General features: G+C 62.0%; 15 protein-coding genes and 1 pseudogene. 11 read left to right on the plus strand and 5 right to left on the minus strand.

Features of this window, described 5'->3' with window-relative positions; genetic code table 11:
* The first annotated feature begins 271 nt into the window (after window positions 1-271).
* The gene (locus GWG65_RS29445) at window positions 272-529 is read left to right on the plus strand and encodes a hypothetical protein (protein WP_275199010.1); all 258 of its coding nucleotides are present in this window, start codon (window positions 272-274) and stop codon (window positions 527-529) included.
* A gap of 923 nt (window positions 530-1452) precedes the next feature.
* Here the strand turns inward: GWG65_RS29445 and GWG65_RS29450 are convergent.
* Window positions 1453-2082: a LysR family transcriptional regulator gene (locus tag GWG65_RS29450; protein ID WP_275199011.1), complete on the minus strand. Its 630-nt coding sequence runs from the start codon at window positions 2080-2082 to the stop codon at window positions 1453-1455.
* 128 nt (window positions 2083-2210) lie between these two features.
* On the opposite strand from GWG65_RS29450, the gene GWG65_RS29455 reads away from it, so the two are divergent.
* Window positions 2211-2603: a RidA family protein gene (locus GWG65_RS29455; RefSeq protein ID WP_275199012.1), complete on the plus strand. Its 393-nt coding sequence runs from the start codon at window positions 2211-2213 to the stop codon at window positions 2601-2603.
* Window positions 2604-2645: 42 nt separating this feature from the next.
* Window positions 2646-3350, plus strand: coding sequence for an L-2-amino-thiazoline-4-carboxylic acid hydrolase (locus GWG65_RS29460; RefSeq protein WP_275199013.1), 705 nt, complete (start codon window positions 2646-2648; stop codon window positions 3348-3350).
* Between the two features lie 358 nt (window positions 3351-3708).
* Here the strand turns inward: GWG65_RS29460 and GWG65_RS29465 are convergent, their stop codons facing one another.
* The 4 genes and pseudogenes from GWG65_RS29465 to GWG65_RS29480 all read right to left on the minus strand — a co-directional run bounded on the left by GWG65_RS29465 (window position 3709) and on the right by GWG65_RS29480 (window position 7768).
* Entirely contained in the window at window positions 3709-4737 is a 1029-nt protein-coding gene (locus GWG65_RS29465) for an ABC transporter permease (protein ID WP_275199014.1), read from the minus strand.
* A gap of 12 nt (window positions 4738-4749) precedes the next feature.
* Window positions 4750-6252, minus strand: a complete 1503-nt coding sequence (locus GWG65_RS29470; RefSeq protein WP_275199015.1) for a sugar ABC transporter ATP-binding protein — start codon at window positions 6250-6252, stop codon at window positions 4750-4752.
* 21 nt (window positions 6253-6273) lie between these two features.
* Window positions 6274-7296: a sugar ABC transporter substrate-binding protein gene (locus GWG65_RS29475; protein ID WP_275199016.1), complete on the minus strand. Its 1023-nt coding sequence runs from the start codon at window positions 7294-7296 to the stop codon at window positions 6274-6276.
* Between the two features lie 140 nt (window positions 7297-7436).
* A pseudogene (locus GWG65_RS29480) lies at window positions 7437-7768 on the minus strand (globin).
* A 452-nt stretch (window positions 7769-8220) separates the two neighbouring features.
* On the opposite strand from GWG65_RS29480, the gene GWG65_RS29485 reads away from it, so the two are divergent.
* The 8 genes from GWG65_RS29485 (at window position 8221) to proS (ending at window position 16949) form a co-directional block, all read left to right on the plus strand.
* Entirely contained in the window at window positions 8221-8595 is a 375-nt protein-coding gene (locus GWG65_RS29485; RefSeq protein WP_275199017.1) for a DUF2946 family protein, read from the plus strand.
* A gap of 85 nt (window positions 8596-8680) precedes the next feature.
* Window positions 8681-11080: a TonB-dependent receptor gene (locus tag GWG65_RS29490; RefSeq protein ID WP_275199041.1), complete on the plus strand. Its 2400-nt coding sequence runs from the start codon at window positions 8681-8683 to the stop codon at window positions 11078-11080.
* Between the two features lie 26 nt (window positions 11081-11106).
* Window positions 11107-12318: a sialidase family protein gene (locus tag GWG65_RS29495; protein WP_275199018.1), complete on the plus strand. Its 1212-nt coding sequence runs from the start codon at window positions 11107-11109 to the stop codon at window positions 12316-12318.
* On the plus strand, window positions 12315-12812 hold the full coding sequence (locus GWG65_RS29500) for a TlpA disulfide reductase family protein (RefSeq protein ID WP_275199019.1): 498 nt from the start codon (window positions 12315-12317) through the stop codon (window positions 12810-12812). The genes GWG65_RS29495 and GWG65_RS29500 overlap by 4 nt, the downstream gene beginning before the upstream one ends.
* A gap of 28 nt (window positions 12813-12840) precedes the next feature.
* Entirely contained in the window at window positions 12841-13362 is a 522-nt protein-coding gene (locus tag GWG65_RS29505) for a copper chaperone PCu(A)C (protein WP_275199020.1), read from the plus strand.
* A 32-nt stretch (window positions 13363-13394) separates the two neighbouring features.
* Complete coding sequence (locus GWG65_RS29510; protein ID WP_275199021.1) at window positions 13395-13913, plus strand: YcnI family protein; 519 nt, start codon at window positions 13395-13397, stop codon at window positions 13911-13913.
* Complete coding sequence (locus tag GWG65_RS29515; protein ID WP_275199022.1) at window positions 13913-15475, plus strand: CopD family protein; 1563 nt, start codon at window positions 13913-13915, stop codon at window positions 15473-15475. The genes GWG65_RS29510 and GWG65_RS29515 overlap by 1 nt, the downstream gene beginning before the upstream one ends.
* A 154-nt stretch (window positions 15476-15629) precedes the next feature.
* Window positions 15630-16949, plus strand: a complete 1320-nt coding sequence (gene proS / locus GWG65_RS29520; RefSeq protein WP_275199023.1) for a proline--tRNA ligase — start codon at window positions 15630-15632, stop codon at window positions 16947-16949.
* The last annotated feature ends 33 nt before the right edge of the window (window positions 16950-16982 follow it).

A 16982-nucleotide genomic window follows, 5' to 3' on the forward strand; every position in this document is an offset into this window, starting at 1 on the left:
GGTAGAAGGCCTCGCGCTGCGCGCCATTTTCATCGGGTAGGGATTGGATAAACCCGGTCGTTCGATCGTGATCCATCTTCCGATAAACCTCGAAGAGGAATTCGTAAGTGAGCGCGCCGACTGTCGCGTTTCGCATTCATTGACCTCAATCGTACCGACCCCAGGCCTTTGGCTGTTCGGCTAGGCAATAATCGCAAGTTTCCTCTGCGCCTGAGCGCGACGGAAACCTATAAAATTTGCAACGAGCGCGGGCACAAAAAAGAACAGCCCCGTGAATATCAGCGCGAAGTCCTTGTTTGTGTTGACGTGGGGCAAAGAGGGAAATCTGGCGAGCCCGATCGCGATGCAGGCCACAAAGAGCTTCGTGAATGCAAGGCAGAAGAAGGATGCCGAAAAAGGTGTTGGGACTGGACTTGGCAATCCAATTCCCGAGCCACCGGCCTGGAACCAGGACAAGGAACGTGACCACCCAGACGGCTGCAATCACACCCGAAAGCTCGAGTTCACTCATGCACGCTCCCCGCCATGAGATAACATTTTCCCGAGGGTCAACGCTGTCGGCGCAAGCGGTCTGCGCGGCTCCTCTTGTCGGGTTGCTGCGACCGCAAACCAGAGTCCGATCATGATGATCAACGTGCGGACACCTGCGACCAGGTTCCTGTTGAGCTTGAAGAAGTGGCCGGCAGCCTCGATCATGGTAGCGCCCGCGAAGGCCAGCGCGAAGGCAGAGAGCATTGCGTCCCCCAGTTGTGCGCGGGATAATGCTTTGCATGTCCTAAAGGACGCTTAGCCGGATCGATAAAAGCCAAGCGCGGCCCCGCCCGAGGCCAATGGGAACGATGGCAGCAGTCGCTAATGGCCAGACGGGAGGTCAGCGAGCTAGTCACAATCCGCCGCCCAGGATTTGGAGAAATGCGAGAGGTGACGCGGCCAGCATCGCTCCTGCGCAAAATCCGACGGTCCCGAGTGCGATGGCACCCAACCACTCGTGGTGTGCCCAACCGTAGGCGCCGCCAATGGCCGTGAAGATGCCAACGATCGAAACCGCCCATACGATTTGCACAGCGATTTTAGCCATTCTGATCATCGGTTCTTAACCTATCGCAGTACGCATCGGTCCAGTCTGAAGGCGTGCGTTTTGCGATCGCCCATTGCGTTACTGGCCTGCAATGGACAGGTAATGGGCATCGGGTTGAACGGAAGCCTATGCCACGTAACGTAAGCAATATTCCGACGGGGCGGACCTACTTGGGGTTCGCGTTGGTTTGGACCATCGTGACGTTTCTCATCTACTCGCTTTGCATTGCAGTATTTGCTGCCGGTCATTGGATAGCTGGCCTGTTTATCGTCCTTCTCACCGTTTATCTTTATGTTCGGCACAGCATTTCGATCGGCAAACGCGCGAGGCGAGGGCTTGTTCGTAGGCGGTAAGGTCAGCAATAGGCTATCGCCTTAACTCCCGACGCTGCCGACTAGATGAGGGCGGCGGTGGCTTGCGAGCGGGTTCTCGGCCGGCAGGGCGCGCAGCCATTTGCGGAAGCTGACGATTTCGGGACAATCCGCGGTGCCTTCAGGCGCAATCAGCCAATCACCCAAACCGGATCCCTCATTGATCCGGTCGCAGCGATAGCCCGGATGGTGGCCAAGACCGCGGGCTATCAGCAGGTCGACCTTGCCCTCAATCAACTCGTGCAAGCCCGCGGGCTGCAGCACCCGCAAACCGATCTCCGCATGCGCGCCGCGAAACGCCGCCAGCTCGAGGCGGCGCAGGTCGAAGCTGCCATGGACTCCCAGCTGCAGCAGCACCGCACCTGCCGGTTTCAATTGCGAGGTCGCATCCGCAATGTGGCGAAAGCCATCGGATATCCCGGGCAGATAGGCCTGACCGGCTGCGGTGAGGATGAGCTGCTTATGCAGCCGCTCGAACAGCTGCACACCGAGCCGCGCCTCCAGCGCTTTCACCTGTTGCCCTACGGCGGCGGGCGTCACGTGCAGCTCGTGCGCGGCCTGCTTGAAGCTGAGATGCCGCGCGGCCGCTTCGAATGCGCGAAGCGCGTTGAGTGGTGGAAGGGTGTAGGTCATCGCTGGCCAGTTTGTCACCGAATGGCTGCGTGCTTGCAATAGATTTTCTTGCGCTGAACCGCAGCAACTCTGCTTTGCGCCGGCGCGATGTCGCCGGATACGGTCAGCCCGCAATCCGGAGAAACCCTATGCCTCCAGCTCACATCGTCAGCCACAATCCCGCAACGGTCCACGCTCCCGCCGGCGGTTACTGCATGGGACTGGAATTGAAGCAGCATCGCCGCCTGTTGTTCATCAGCGGCCAGGTGCCGCAGACGTCCGACGGCGCCGTGCCGGAAGGTTTCGAGGCGCAATGCGAGCAGGCTTGGCGCAATGTCATGGAGGTGCTCGCCGCCGCCGGCCTTGGCGTCGAGCATCTGGTCAAGGTCACCACGTTCCTGACCGACCGGAACCAGGTCGTGACCAACCGTACCATTCGTCGCACGATGCTCGGGGAACACCAGCCCCCGCTAACGGTCATGATCGCTGAGACCGTCGACAGCAAATGGCTGTTGGAGATCGAGGCGATCGCCGCGGAGTGAGACCGGCCGACTTTGCAATGAGCCAATTATGTCAGGTGCCCAATGGCTGCGATCATCCATCCCTTTTACGAGTCGCATCGCGACGCAATGGAGGCGGCCATGCATCATCGCCTCGACCTCGCCGAAGCGATGTTGCGCGAGCGCGCGTATCTCACCGACATCGACGGGATCAGGCAGGAGGTGATGGACGAATTCGAAATCGTGCTCACCCAAATGCCCTATGTCGGAGGCACGGCAAGTCGTATGAGCGAGGTCTTCATGCGTCTGATCGGGTTTATCGCCATCAGCCGGGTGCTCCTGCGACGTGGCGTGTCGGTGCCTGTGATCGGCGACATCGAACGGGAAACCTACAAGGCGCAATTGATCGCCGTGCCCGAAGCGGAACGTCTCGCCTCGGGGCGTCAATTCATGTCGCGAGAGAGCCAGGCTCTGCTGCGCGAGCAGGCGGCAGAAAGCGTTACAGCAAGCCATCAAAAGGAGTTTCCGGAAGATTTCGTCTACGATTTCGTCGAGCCGACGCCGGCTGACGACTTTGAATTCGGCATCAACTACAAGGCCTGCGGCTTTTGCAAATTCGCGGCTCGCCATGGAGACAAGGAAATCCTGCCGAACATTTGTGGCCTCGATTTCGATGCCTATGCAACGCGAGGCATCCGCCTGGAAAGGACACAAACGTTGGCTGGCGGCGCCAGCCACTGCAATTTCCGGTTCTCGCGGCTCGCGCCCGATGCGACGTCGGAGAGTTAAGCTGCGTTCCCATATTCCGCGATAGAGGTGGCCCTGGATTGCGCCTGCCGCCGCATCGTCATTGCGAGCGCAGCGAAGCAATCCAGAATCTTTCCGCGGCTGCAGTCTGGATTGCTTCACTGCGCTCGCAATGACTGGGTTGATGCAGCATGAACGTCAGAGCATTTTGGGGGGCGCTACACACCGGCCGCCATGATGACATCGTGCTCCTGTTTTGCCCGACGGGTCAAACGTCGCTGTTGTGGGCTCGAACTTTCCGAGGCTGTGGGCTCCGAATTCCGAGCAAAATTCCTCAACGATTCCATGCGAGTTCTACTGTGCATGGGGTTGTTTTCGCGCTTTTTGTTTTGAGGCTTGTCTACTCCACCGCCTTCTCGCGCAGCCGCTGGGCGTAGACATTGATCACCAGCGCCGCCAGCAGGATCAGGCCGCGGATCAGGATCTTCAGGAAGCTGTCGATGTTGACGTGGTCGAGGCCGTTGTTGAGGACGCCCAGTACGAACAGGCCGACGATGGTGTTGCCGATGCCGCCGCGGCCGCCGAACAGGCTGGTGCCGCCGACCACGACGGCGGCGATGGAGTCGAGCAGATAGGTGTCGAACTCGTTCTGCTGCGCGCTGCCGAAATGGGCGACGCCGAGCATGCCGCCGATGCCGGAGCAGACCGCCGAAATCACCATCACCGCGCCGAGGATCAGCTTGACGTTGAGGCCGGAATACTCGGCCGCCTCGCGGTTGCCGCCGACCATGTAGACGTAGCGGCCGAAGCGCGTGTAGGTCAGCACCAGATGGCCGCCGAGCAGCATGATGGCTGCGACGATGACGATCCAGGGAATGCCACTGACTGAGCCGGAGCCGAGCGTGGTGATCACATCCGGCACCTTGTAGGCGATCTGGCCGCGCACCAGCAGCGCCGAGATGCCGGCTGCGATCTGCATCATCGCCAGCGTCATGATGAAGGAGGGGATGCCGATCACGGTCAGCCCCAGCGCATTGACGAGCCCGAGAGCTGCGCAGAGCAGGATGGCCAGCAGGATCGCAGCAGCACCGGGCAGGGGAATGTTGGGAATGTTGACGTAGGATTCCTGCAGCGTGAAGTAGGCGACGGCGATGCCGGTGACATTGGCGATGCTGGCGATCGACAGATCGATCTCGGCGCAGAGGATCACGAAGGTGAGGCCGACGGCGATGATGCCTGTCACCGACACTTGCGTGAGGATGTTGCCGAGATTGTCCAGCGTCGCGAAGGACGGGCTGGCGAACGCGAAGAAGCCGGAGAGGAAGATCAGCGTCAGGAACGGGGCGATGTTGCGCATCTGCGAACGCAGGAAGGGCGCGAGCCCCCGCGCTCGCTTCCCTGCCGCCAAAGCCGTCTCACTGCTCGCCATTGTGCTTCTCCGTCACGCCGCTTCCAGCAGGCGGTCCTTGCTGACCGGCTCATTGGCAAATTCCCGCACCAATGCGCCGCGCTTGAGCACGAGGATGCGGTCGGCCAGCGACAGCACCGTCTCCGGCTCGGTCGACAGCACGATGATGGCAAGCCCCTTGGCGCGGAGGTCGCGGACGATGTTGATGACGTCGTTCTTGGCGCCGACATCCATGCCGCGGGTCGGTTCGCACAGCACCAGGAGCTTCGGCGGGTAGGTCAGCCACTTTGCCAGCGCGACCTTCTGCTGATTGCCGCCGGAGAGCATGCCGAGGTCGAGGCCGACCACCGGCGGCCTGATCTGCAACTGCTGGACCTGCCGCTTGGCGATGTCGCGCTCCTGCGCCGGCTTGAGCAGCAGGGACGAGATGCGATCGAGAATGCTGATCGAGATGTTCTTGTAGACCGGCTCCTGGTGGAACAGCATGGCGCGCCGGCTTTCTGGCACCAGCGCCACACCGGCGCGCCGTGCGGCGGCCGTGCTGGCGAAGGTTCTGGCCTTGCCGTCGACGGCGAGCGTGCCGCCGTCCGGCCTCAGCTTGCCGAACAGGATGCGCGACAATTCCTGCTGGCCGCAGCCCATGAAGCCGTAGATGCCAAGCACCTCGCCGGCGCGCGCCTCGAAGGAGACGTCCTTTAGGCTGCGGGCCAATGAAAGCTGGTCGACTTTCAGCACCACCGAGCTGTTGCTGGGGCGCGGCAGCATCAATTCATCGTTGTAGCTGTGCTCGAGCACTTCGCCGCCGCGGCCGATCATGGCCTCGATCAGCGCGCCCTTGCTGGTTGCGGTGCTTGCTGTCTCGGCGACCTTCCGCCCGTTGCGGAACACGGTCACCGTGTCGGACACGCGCAAGATGTCCTCGATGAAATGCGAGATGAAGACGATGCCAGTGCCTTGCTCGCGCAGCCGCCGCAGCGTCGCGAACAGGCGCTCGACCTCGGGCGGGGAGAGGGCTGAGGTCGGCTCGTCCAGGATGACGATGCGCGCGCCGGAGAACAGCACGCGGGCGATCTCGATCAGCTGCTGGAGCCCGATCGGGAGATCGCCCAGCCTGCTCATCGGATCGACGTCGATGCCGAACCGGGCGAGCTGCTCGCCGGCCTCGCGCGCCATCCGCCGCCATTGCACGAGGCCAAGCTGGTTGGTCGGCTGGTTGCCCAGGAACACGTTCTCCGCGACCGTCAGGTCGGGCGCGACGCTGAGCTCCTGGTGCACCATGGCGATGCCGGCCGCGTGCGCATCGCGGGCCGAGCGGAAATGCGTCTCCGCCCCGTCGATCAGGAAGCGGCCGGAGAACTCGGTATGCACGCCGGCGATGATCTTCATCAGCGTGCTTTTCCCGGCGCCGTTCTCGCCGACGAGACCATGGATCTCGCCGGGCGAGAGCGCGAAGTCGACACCACGAAGCGCTTCGACGCCGCCAAAACTCTTCGTGATGCCCTGGAGTTCGAGGATGGGCTGTTGTCCCGCAGGCATGGAAGCTCAGATCTTGGAGGCTCAGATCAGGAAGTGATCCTGCATCCACTGCATCCCGGCGGCGTTTGCCTTGGTCACGACCGGACCGTCGGTGACGACGTTCTTCGGGATGCCCTGTCCGCTCTTCTCGCCGCCGACGACCGCGGAAACGCCCGCGATAATGGCGCCACCATGGATGCGGCAGGACGGATTGCGCACGGTCGCGAACATGCGGCCCTCGCTCACCGCCTGGATTGCCGGCGGCATGGCGTCGACGCCGCCGATCAGGATGTTGGTGCGATTGCGCGCCTTCATGATGTTGGCGGCGGCGAGCGCCATGTCGTCATTGTGGAAGAACGCCGCGTCGATCTGCGGATACTTCGTCAGATAGGTTTCCCAGAGCCGCGCGGTCTTCGACACGTCCCAATCGGCCGGCTGGGTGTCGAGCACCTCAATGTTCGGGAACTGCTTGACGACGGTGTTGAAGCCTTTTGCGCGCCCTTGCGCGCCGGTATGGCCGAGCGCGCCCTGGGTCATGATGATCTTGCCCTTGCCACCCATGGCGTTGCAAAGCGCCTGCGTCACCGAGGCGCCCATGAACTCGTTGTCAGGGGCGAGGAAGGAGTGGACGTTGATCTGGTCGAGCGGGGCGATCAGCGTGTCCATGTCGATCACGGGCGTGCCGGCGTCGATCATCTTCTGCACCGGCTGGGTGAGGGTGCCGATGCCGAAGGCCTGGATCGCGACGAAATCCCATTTCTGCGAGGCCATGTTGTCGATCGCCGCGCGCTGCTTTACGGCGTCGAGCTGCCCGTCGAACCAGGTCACCTCGACGTTGAATAGCTTGCCCCAGAATTCCGCGGCCTGCTTTCCTTGCGCGCACCAAGTTGCCTGAAGGCCCGCGTTGGAGAAAGCCGCCTTCAATGGCTTCTCCGATCGTCCGACTTCGGCTGCTAGCGCAGGGTTTATGCCTAAGCTGCCGAGGATGGCAGTCGCGGCGCCGGCGGTCGCTGCCGCCTGAAGAAGATCGCGCCTGGTCGTCGAGAAATCTTTCGTCCCGGACATCGCTCGCTCCCATGAATTTGTCGTCGGCGCGTCATTGATTGCGCGACCGATGCGAAAGTGTCTCACAATCGGAAAGCTCACGCCACCCAATCTGCAATCGCGGGACAAATCGCTGCGGCGCGGTGGTGCAGCGCAAAGCGTTACGCTGCGATGCCGGCGAATGCATCGATATCGACCAGCAGTTGATCCCATGCCCGCGCAATGTCCGGCGACCATTCGGCGCCGAGCAGGTCGCGCAGCGTATCCCTGATGATGGCGAAGAAGGCGATGAACAGCTCACGCGGCGTGCCATCGGCATCGTGCGAAGCGACTCCGCAGGCAATCAGGCGAAAATGTCTGCTGCGTGTGCCTGCGAAGTCGAGAATCGCCTCGATCGTCAGCGCCAGCATCGACCCTTCACGAGCTCGCTGCCTTGCACGCGGAAGCTCTGTTCGATCGGATGAGGGGAAGCATTTATGACCGCTTCAGCCACGCAGACAAAAAAAGAGCGGGGCCCTAGCCCCGCTCGAAAATTGTGTCGACCCTATTATCCCCGATTCTAAGATTTGCTCTTGATTGACGGGGCGACGCTGCGTTTTGCGCGCCAGGGGCTCCTCCCGAGACTTGGACCACCAGACTTCAACCTCACGGTCAAGCCTGAGCAAGGGGGATGCTAGATCAACTTTTCTCACTTGTCATCATTTTCGGCAACGAATGTTCAAAATTCGAGCAATCAACGAAATGTTCGGGCTTTTCGCCGCATAAGCATATGACAAATATAAGAAATCTGTGGGAGGGCAGGGCGATGGGACTGCCTCATTTGCCGGACTTTCCCTCAGTGAAGTGTCCGGACCACAGTTTTCCGGAAGTTTGCGCTGGCCCAAGCGGGCGGCGGAACGGACCTCGACTCGACCCTGGCGCGGTGTTTAGTTAGCAGGCGAACGAATGGCTCGGCGGATGCGCGGACGACTGCAAAAATTCCTACCCATCGTCCTGCTCGCGCTGGTGATGCAGGTGCTGGCGCCGATTGCCGCCTGCTTGGCGGCAGGCCAGGCCGTTGCCGATCCGCTCCAGACCGCTGTCATCTGCCACAGTGCGAGCGAGCAGGGCGGTCAGAGCGATCCGACCGCACATGCCGGTGCGTGCGCACTCTGTTGCCTGGCCCAGGCCAACGCGTCATTTGATTCGCCGCCGCAAGCCGCGCTTTCCATTCCTTTCCGCCATGTCGAACGTGTGGTGTGGCGCGAGGCGGAAGCCCCCGCTGTTGCCACCCCTAAGGGCTCAAGCGCCCAGGCGCGCGGGCCGCCCCATTCTTCCTGACGACCTTCAACGTCGCCGCGGCCCGTCCGTCGGCGATTGATGCTGTCAATTGGCCGGCGATGGCTGCCGGCGTCAGGAATGCCCCATGTTACGTTGTCATGCCCGCCGCGGCGTGAGTGTCGTGGCCGTTCAGGCCGCGTTGCTTGCGTCATCGGGTGGAGTTTTCGCTCAAACCAGCAGCGCGGTGCTGCCACCGGTAACGGTCGATGCCCCCGCACCGGCAAAGCCCAAGCCGGCAATCCGGCAATCGAGACCGCGCTCTGCTTCCCCGGGTCACTCGACCAAGCCCGTTGCACGGAACGCAACCCTCAATGCTCCGGCCCAAAACACGGCAGCGACAGCCGGCGCCGCGCGAGATGGTCTCAATCGGTCGCCCGCCGGTCAGACCTCGACGACCATCGATCGCAGCCAGTTCGACAACCGACCATCGTTTTCGGTCAGTGACGTGTTGCGGGACAGTCCAGGTATATCGGTCAAGCAGGGAAATGGACCGCGCGACTTCGGCATCTCGATTCGCGGATCGAACGCGCGGAACGGGTTCGGCATCCGCAATCTCCTGATTTTCGAGGACGGCTTTCCTGTAACCCAGCCAGATGGACTGTCGCGGAGCGATCTGATCGATCCTCACGCCTATGGTGCTATCGACGTGATCCGCGGTCCTTCGTCGGCGCTCTATGGCAACTACGCGACCGGCGGCGCGCTCAATTTTCGAACACGGCCGGGCGGGACGATCGACGGCGTCGAATACGGCGTTGACGGGGGCAGCTATGGCTACCTCAACAACTATCTCGCGGCCGGCAAGAAGGTCGGAAATTTCGAGGGCTCGCTATTTGCAAGCGACGCGCGGGGTGACGGCTACGTCGGCAACAGCTGGTTCAATACGCAGACTGTCAACTTCTTGGGAACGCTCCAAGCGACGCCGGACGACCGCTTCACGGTCAAGATCATCAACAACGACCTCAGCACGCGGCTGCCGATCCGCTCCTCGTTGAACCAGTACGACCAAAATCCCTTCCAGCAGGGATGTGCGACCAGCGCTACGGCAGCCCCCGGCTGCGGCACGGTGACGTTGTTCAACAACGGGTTCAACGCGGTAGCGGGGACCGACAAAGAGACGGCGGTGCAAGCTGGTCTCGGCCGCAACGACCGCCGCACGATCGCTGGCGGCCGATGGGAGCACGATTTCGACAATACGACGACTTGGCGCAACCAGTTCGTCTTCGATGACAGAAACATCAGTCAGCCGACGGGTTCGACCAGCACCATCGGGGATTTTCCGTCATACAACTACATGAGCGATCTGACTAAGCGGGGCGAGATTCTCGGCCTGGAGTCGACCACGTTCCTCGGCGCCTTCTACAACACCTTGAGCGCGTCGAGCGACACGCGCAACGTGATGCCAGGTGGCAACGCCACGCTCGGTAGGCTGTCGAGCAATCTCTATAGCGAGACCACCAACTACGGCGTGCGTGCGCGGGAGGAACTCAAACTGACGACCTCGTTGACAGCAGTCGCTGGCGTCGGTTGGGAAACCACCGTTCTGAAGGGAGTAAACACTGCGTATGCGTACGCCGGCCCCACCGGCATCACCACGACAACGCTCACGACCGCGGATCGACAGTTTCAAAATGCCGCTCCGGAGTTGGCGCTCCTCTACAATCTCAACAACGAGTGGCTGTTCCGTGGGCGGGTCGCCACCGGCTATGGCACCCCGCAGGTTTCGAATCTTTTTGTTCTTCCGACCGGGCTTTCAGGCAACAACACCCAGCTCCATACGCAGAAGAATCTCGGTTACGACCTTGGTTTCGATTGGACGCCGAACAACACGCTCAAGCTGAGCGCGACGGGCTTCTATGAGTTCTTCCGCAATGAGATCGTCAACCAGGCAACGCCGATCGTCGGTACAACTTACTCGTTCAATGCGCCGCGATCGGAGCACCGGGGCGTGGAGCTTGCGGCTGACTGGACGTTCTTCCCGGGCTGGAGATTCACGGCGGCGTACACGTATCTCGATGAGGTCTACACCGAGTACGTCGAGAACATCACCAATGGCGCGGTGTTCAGCTTCAACCGGGCCGGTAACAAGATCCCCGGCGTCTCGCCGAACGAGGTGACGGCCCGGATTGGTTACGATGAGTTTGCCGGACCGCTGACGGGTCTCGGAGGCTTCCTCGAGATCCAGTGGAAGGACTCCTTCTATATGGACAATGCGAATCTGCTGAAGGCGCCCGGTTACGAACTCGTCAACGTAAACGTTCACTACAGGACTGATCTGGTGTCCGACTCCTTCAGGTCCTTGAACCTGTTTCTCGAAGTCAGAAACGTGTTCGACCGTACCTACGTTGCCTCGGCAAACAACATCGCCAACACGGTAACGGCGGCCGGCATTCAAAATCCTGCGAGCGTGCTTGCAAACACGACGGGGTCGATCTACGCGGGCTCGCCGCGCACGTTCGTTGCGGGTATGAAGGTGGCGTTCAGATGATCCGGGCTCTCGAAGGGAGTAGGGCCATGGTCCGAACTGGCTTGCTCGGAATGGTCGCCCTCGCACTGTTGCAGAGCACCGCACTTGGGCAGATGCATGGTCAGCATGGGTCGGAGGCCGCCTGTGACGAGCCGACGCTGCGTTGTGCAACCAAGGTGACGCCTGCATTCGGTCCGGACGGGACGCTGTGGGTGGCCTGGATGGCGGGTGGGCAGGTCTCGGTCGCGAGTTCGCCGGATGCGGGGCACAGTTTCTTGCCCCCCAGCCAGGTCACGACGAAGCGGCTGAATCTTGACTGGGGGCCGGATGCCCGACCGAAGATCGTGGTCGATCGCAAGGGCGGCATCGCGCTCGCATTCTCGATCTTCAGAGATGAGGCATTCAACGGCCAGGTGCTCTATACGCGCTCGGGCGACGGCGGGAAGAGTTTTGCGGAGCTGGAGCCGATCACCGCCAGCAACGAGAGCCAGCGTTTTGAAGCGGTGGCGCTTGATCAGGATGGAACGGTCTTTGCGGCCTGGCTCGACAAGCGCAATCGCGTCCCTGCGAAGCAGGCAGGCCAGAAGTACGATGGTGCGGGGCTGTTCTTTGCCTCGTCACGCGATGGCGGCGCTATTTACGCAGAGGCCAGTCTCGCGCACGACAACACCTGCGAATGCTGTCGGTTGGGGCTGACATTTGCGGCACCGGGCCGACCGGTCGTGATCTTCAGAAATATCTTCGAAGGTGGCGTACGCGATCACGCGGTGGTGACGTTCACCGACGTCTCGACGCCAGGTGAAATCCGTCGGGTCAGCAATGACGACTGGAAGATCAACGCATGCCCGCATCACGGGCCGAGCCTGACCGTTGCGCCGAACGGAACCTATCACGTCGCCTGGTACACCAATGGGAAGACGCGGAGGGGATTGTTCTACGCCCATTCTCGCGACGAAGGCCGCACGTTCTCTGCGCCTATGGCGCTGGGCCGACCAGATCGCAACCCGACGCGCCCCTTTGTCCTCGCTGGCGCGCTGGGAACCGTGATGGTCTGGAAGGAGTTCGACGGCGAGAAGACTTCGGTCCAGATGATGATGTCCCACGACGATGGCGAGACGTGGTCGTCGCCCAGGACCATTTCGAGCACATCGGATACCTCAGACCATCCCTTGCTGGTTTCCAATGGCCGACAAATGTACCTGTCATGGATGACGAAGGCGGATGGCTATCATCTCAGAGCGATTGAGGACCAGCCATGAGACGTCGATTTGCAGGCATTCTGGGATTGAGTATCCTGATCGCGTCAGCGTCTGCGCTCGGGGCACCTGCGGCTCTCAAACCATTTGAGCGGGGCTCGTGGCAACGCGTGCTGAGGAGCCATGCGGGTCGTCCGACGCTCGTCCACTTCTGGGGTGTAACTTGCGGGCCCTGTAAGATCGAGCTGCCGTTGCTTGGGCAGTTTGTGAAGGACCATCCTGAGATTGATGTGGTCACGATCAGCGCAGATCTCGTACCCAACCTGTCGGCCGCGACGCAATCGATGCTCGACAAGGCAGGGCTTTCGTCGACCGAGAATTTCATCTTCGGTGATGGCTTTGTCGAGCGTTTGAGGTTCGAGATTGATCCTGCCTGGCAGGGCGACATCCCCAGGACAATGCTTATCTCTCGGGACGGAACCATTGCGACAATCGAAGGGTCGGCCGAAATTACCGATCTCGAAAAATGGTCGGCCGAACAAATCTCCACACACTGATACTCAGTCTGCAAAACAGGATCTCGATATGAAGGCTATGTTGAAAGATGGGCTGCTCGCGGCGTTCGCCCTCGCGCTTTGCGTCGTTCCGGTTCGCGCCAGCGACGTCAAGGCCGGCGATCTCGTGATCTCGCAGGCCTGGAGCCGCGCTACGCCGAGCGGCGCAAAGGTCGCCGGCGGCTATCTCACGATCGAGAACAAGGGAGCTGCGCCGGACAAGCTCCTCAGCGTCTCGGCGGAGATCGCGGGCAAGGCCGATCTCCACGAGATGACGACGGAGAACGGCGTGATGAAAATGCGCCCATTGGACAAGGGTCTCGCAATCGAACCGGGCAAGACTGTGAAGTTCGCGCCAGGCGGCTACCATTTGATGCTTCAGGAGCTGAAAGCGCCGCTCAAGCAGGGCGACAAGGTGCCAGTGACGCTGGAGTTCGAGAAGGCCGGGAAGGTTGCGGTGACCCTCGACGTCCAGGGCGTCGGCGCCCAGGCGCCCAGCGATGGCGGCCAAATGATGAAGAAAATGCCGGATCATTCGGGAATGAAGATGTGACGAGCATGATCTGGACTTGCGGGAGACCAAACATGGCAAAGACATCCTGGCTCATTGTTCTGGGCGCACTTGCGGCAACACCGGCGAGTGCGCACGTCTTCCTCGAGGCCAAGCAGGCCACGGTCGGAGGATCGTACAAGGCCGTCTTCGCCGTGCCGCACGGCTGCGCGGGTTCGCCCACGGTGAAGATCCGCGTGCAGATCCCGGAGGGCGTCATCGCGGTGAAGCCGATGCCGAAGGCGGGCTGGAGCGTCGATGTGGTCGAAGGTAAATATGCCGGCGAATACGACTATCACGGCAACAAGCTTTCCTCCGGCGCCAAGGAGGTGACGTGGTCCGGCGGCAAGCTGCCGGACAAGAACTATGACGAGTTCGTCATGCACACCGTCCTGACCGACACGCTCAAGCCGAACATGACCCTGTATTTTCCTGTCGTCCAGGAGTGCGAGACCGGCGTCAGCCGCTGGATCGAAATTCCGGCAGAGGGGGCGGGGCATTCGCATGAGGGCAAGTCGCCGGCACCCGGCGTGAAGCTGTTGCAAAAGCCCTGATGCGCCTTCTCGCCGCGCTCGCGACGCTGCTCCTCGTTGTCGGCTTCGCGACGACAGCGTTGGCGCACGCGGCACTGGTGTCGGTCGAGCCGGCAAGCGGCAGCTTGCTTACGACCGCGCCGATGGCGGTGGAGCTGCGCTTCAACGAGGCTGTGACGCCGGGCGCGGTCCGGTTGATCGACGGCGCGGGCAGGGCGCGGGACGATGCGCGCGTCAGAGCATCGGGCGAGACCATCTCGATTGCGATGCCGCCCGACCTGCCGCAGGGGACGACGGTTGTGAGCTACCGCGTGATCTCGCAAGACGGCCATCCCATTGCGGGATCGGTGATGTTCTCGATTGGCACGCCGACGGCGACACAACCTGACGCGACGGCGGAGCGCGGGCTGAATGCGCTGATCTGGCTTGCGCGGGTCGGTCTCTATCTCGGGCTCTTCGGCGGCGTCGGCGGCGTGTTCTTTGCGCGGTGGATTGCATGGGCGATGACGGGCACGACAGTGCCGCGCGTCGCGCTCGCGGTTGGCCTTCCCAGCGCCATTATCTCGCTCGGCGTGGTAGGTCTTGATCTCCTCGGCTTGCCGCTGAGGGCTCTCGCGACTATTGCCCCCTGGAAGGTCGCATTCGCGACCAGCGCCGGCCCCGCCTTGCTGGTCGCCATCGCCGCGATGCTGCTCGCGATGATGGCGTTGCGCGGCGCTTGGTATGCGCGCGCTCTTGCTGCGATCGCGTTTGTCGGTGTGGGCCTGTCACTCGCCATGACCGGGCATGCCGCGACGGCGCCGCCCGAGGTGCTGATGCGGCTGGCGATCTTCTTCCACGGACTCGGTGTCGCCTTCTGGATCGGCGCATTGGCGCCGCTGGTTGCGGTTGTGTCTAAACCGACAGCAGCAACATTGCCGGTCGTGAACCGCTTCTCCAGTCTGGCCGTGCCGGTCGTCGGCATGCTGGCATTGACCGGCCTTGTGCTCGCGATCGTTCAGCTCGAAAAGTTGTCCGCGCTGGTTGAGACCAGATACGGCCTCATTCTCTCGATCAAGCTGGCGCTGGTCCTTACCCTGCTGACCCTCGCTGCGATCAATCGCTTTCGCCTGACCCCGGCGCTGGCAAGGGATCGCAAGACTGCGCCCGCATTGAAGCGCGCGATCCTGTGCGAATGCGTGATCGCGCTTGGCATCCTCGCTGTGGTTGCCGGCTGGCGCTTCACGCCGCCGCCGCGAACCATCGTTCCGGAGACGCCGCTGGCGATCCATATTCACACCGACAAGGCCATGTTCCAGGTCCTGGTGTCGCCGGGCAAAGCTGGTGTGGATGATTTCGTGCTCCAACTCATGACCGGCGAGGCGATGCCGCTGGCGGCCAAGGAGGCGACGCTGACCCTCAGCCTGCCCGACCGCGGCATCGAGCCGATGGAGCGCGCCGCCGAACTCGGACCGGATGGCTACTGGCACGTCGGCAAGGTCGAGCTTCCCTTCGCCGGCCGCTGGCACATGCGCATCGATGCCCTCGTGACCGATTTCGAGAAGATCACGCTGGAGGACGAGTTCGAGGTGGCGCCGCCCTAAATCCGCCGCGCCCGGCAGCTCAAGTTGAACCTGAGGTCGACGGAAAAATGACAGGAATTTCGCTGCCTTAGCGGCTTTTCCTCAGTCCCGGTCTTGTATTTTCGCTCCCAATCCGGTTTCACTGCAAACCGTCGCTGATTCTTCGAGTATTGCCATGCGGTTGTCGCGGTTCTTTCTGCCAATCCTGAAGGAAAATCCGAAAGAGGCGGAGATCGTCTCGCATCGCCTGATGCTGCGCGCGGGCATGATCCGGCAAGAAGCCGCCGGCATCTACGCCTGGCTGCCGCTCGGCTTTCGTGTGCTCAAAAAGATCGAGCAGATCGTGCGCGAGGAGCAGGACCGCTCCGGCGCGCTGGAACTGTTGATGCCGACGCTGCAGCTCGCCGACCTCTGGCGCGAAAGCGGCCGCTACGACGCCTACGGCCCGGAGATGCTGCGCATCGCCGACCGCCACAAGCGCGAGCTGCTGTACGGGCCGACCAATGAGGAAATGATCACCGAGATCTTCCGCGCCTACGTGAAGTCCTACAAGAGCTTGCCGCTCAACCTCTATCATATTCAATGGAAATTCCGCGACGAGCAGCGTCCGCGCTTCGGCGTGATGCGCGGCCGCGAATTCCTGATGAAGGACGCCTATTCCTTCGACCTCAACGAGGCGGCGGCACGCGTCGCCTACAACAAGATGTTCGTCGCGTATTTGCGCACCTTCGCGCGGATGGGGCTGAAAGCGATCCCGATGCGCGCCGAGACCGGGCCGATCGGCGGCGATCTCAGCCACGAATTCATCGTGCTCGCCGAGACCGGTGAATCCGGCGTCTTCATCAATCGCGACGTGCTGGATCTGCCGGTGCCGGGCGAGGACGTCGACTATGATGGCGATTTGACGCCGATCATCAAGCAGTGGACGTCGGTCTATGCCGCCACCGAGGACGTCCACGACGCCGCGCGGTTCGAGCAGGAAGTCCCCGAGGACAAGCGCCTGAACACCCGCGGCATCGAGGTCGGCCAGATCTTCTACTTCGGCACCAAATATTCCGAAGCGATGAAGGCGATGGTGGCGGGCCCCGACGGCGTCGACGTGCCGATCCATGGCGGCTCTTACGGAGTTGGCGTCTCGCGCCTGCTCGGCGCCATCATCGAGGCCTGCCACGACGATGCCGGCATCAAATGGCCCGAAGCAGTTGCGCCGTTTCGCGCCGTGGTGCTGAACCTCAAGCAGGGCGATGCGGCCGTCGACGCGGCCTGCGAGAAGCTCTATGCGGAGCTTAGCGCCAAGGGCGTCGACGTGCTCTATGACGACACCGACCAGCGCGCCGGCGCCAAATTCGCCGCTGCCGACCTGATCGGCATCCCCTGGCAGATCATGATCGGGCCGAAGGGGCTCGCCGACGGCAAGATCGAGCTCAAGCGGCGCAGCGACGGCGCCCGCGAGACGATGTCGCCTTCGGACGTCGTCGCGCGCCTGGTCGGCTGAATATTGTTCATCGCGCGATGTCGAGGCCGCCAA

It is taken from the genome of Bradyrhizobium sp. CSA207 (assembly GCF_029051685.1).
In the GTDB taxonomy this organism is placed as follows: Bacteria; Pseudomonadota; Alphaproteobacteria; order Rhizobiales; family Xanthobacteraceae; genus Bradyrhizobium.

Coding starts and splice junctions, on each gene's coding strand:
- GWG65_RS29455 (WP_275199012.1), top strand. CDS start 2,211: ATGCCTCCAGCTCACATCGTCAGCCACAATCCCGCAACGGTCCACGCT.
- proS (WP_275199023.1), top strand. CDS start 15,630: ATGCGGTTGTCGCGGTTCTTTCTGCCAATCCTGAAGGAAAATCCGAAA.
- GWG65_RS29490 (WP_275199041.1), top strand. CDS start 8,681: ATGTTACGTTGTCATGCCCGCCGCGGCGTGAGTGTCGTGGCCGTTCAG.
- GWG65_RS29475 (WP_275199016.1), bottom strand. CDS start 7,296: ATGTCCGGGACGAAAGATTTCTCGACGACCAGGCGCGATCTTCTTCAG.
- GWG65_RS29515 (WP_275199022.1), top strand. CDS start 13,913: ATGCGCCTTCTCGCCGCGCTCGCGACGCTGCTCCTCGTTGTCGGCTTC.
- GWG65_RS29450 (WP_275199011.1), bottom strand. CDS start 2,082: ATGACCTACACCCTTCCACCACTCAACGCGCTTCGCGCATTCGAAGCG.
- GWG65_RS29495 (WP_275199018.1), top strand. CDS start 11,107: ATGGTCCGAACTGGCTTGCTCGGAATGGTCGCCCTCGCACTGTTGCAG.
- GWG65_RS29510 (WP_275199021.1), top strand. CDS start 13,395: ATGGCAAAGACATCCTGGCTCATTGTTCTGGGCGCACTTGCGGCAACA.
- GWG65_RS29470 (WP_275199015.1), bottom strand. CDS start 6,252: ATGCCTGCGGGACAACAGCCCATCCTCGAACTCCAGGGCATCACGAAG.
- GWG65_RS29465 (WP_275199014.1), bottom strand. CDS start 4,737: ATGGCGAGCAGTGAGACGGCTTTGGCGGCAGGGAAGCGAGCGCGGGGG.
- GWG65_RS29505 (WP_275199020.1), top strand. CDS start 12,841: ATGAAGGCTATGTTGAAAGATGGGCTGCTCGCGGCGTTCGCCCTCGCG.
- GWG65_RS29460 (WP_275199013.1), top strand. CDS start 2,646: ATGGCTGCGATCATCCATCCCTTTTACGAGTCGCATCGCGACGCAATG.
- GWG65_RS29500 (WP_275199019.1), top strand. CDS start 12,315: ATGAGACGTCGATTTGCAGGCATTCTGGGATTGAGTATCCTGATCGCG.
- GWG65_RS29485 (WP_275199017.1), top strand. CDS start 8,221: ATGGCTCGGCGGATGCGCGGACGACTGCAAAAATTCCTACCCATCGTC.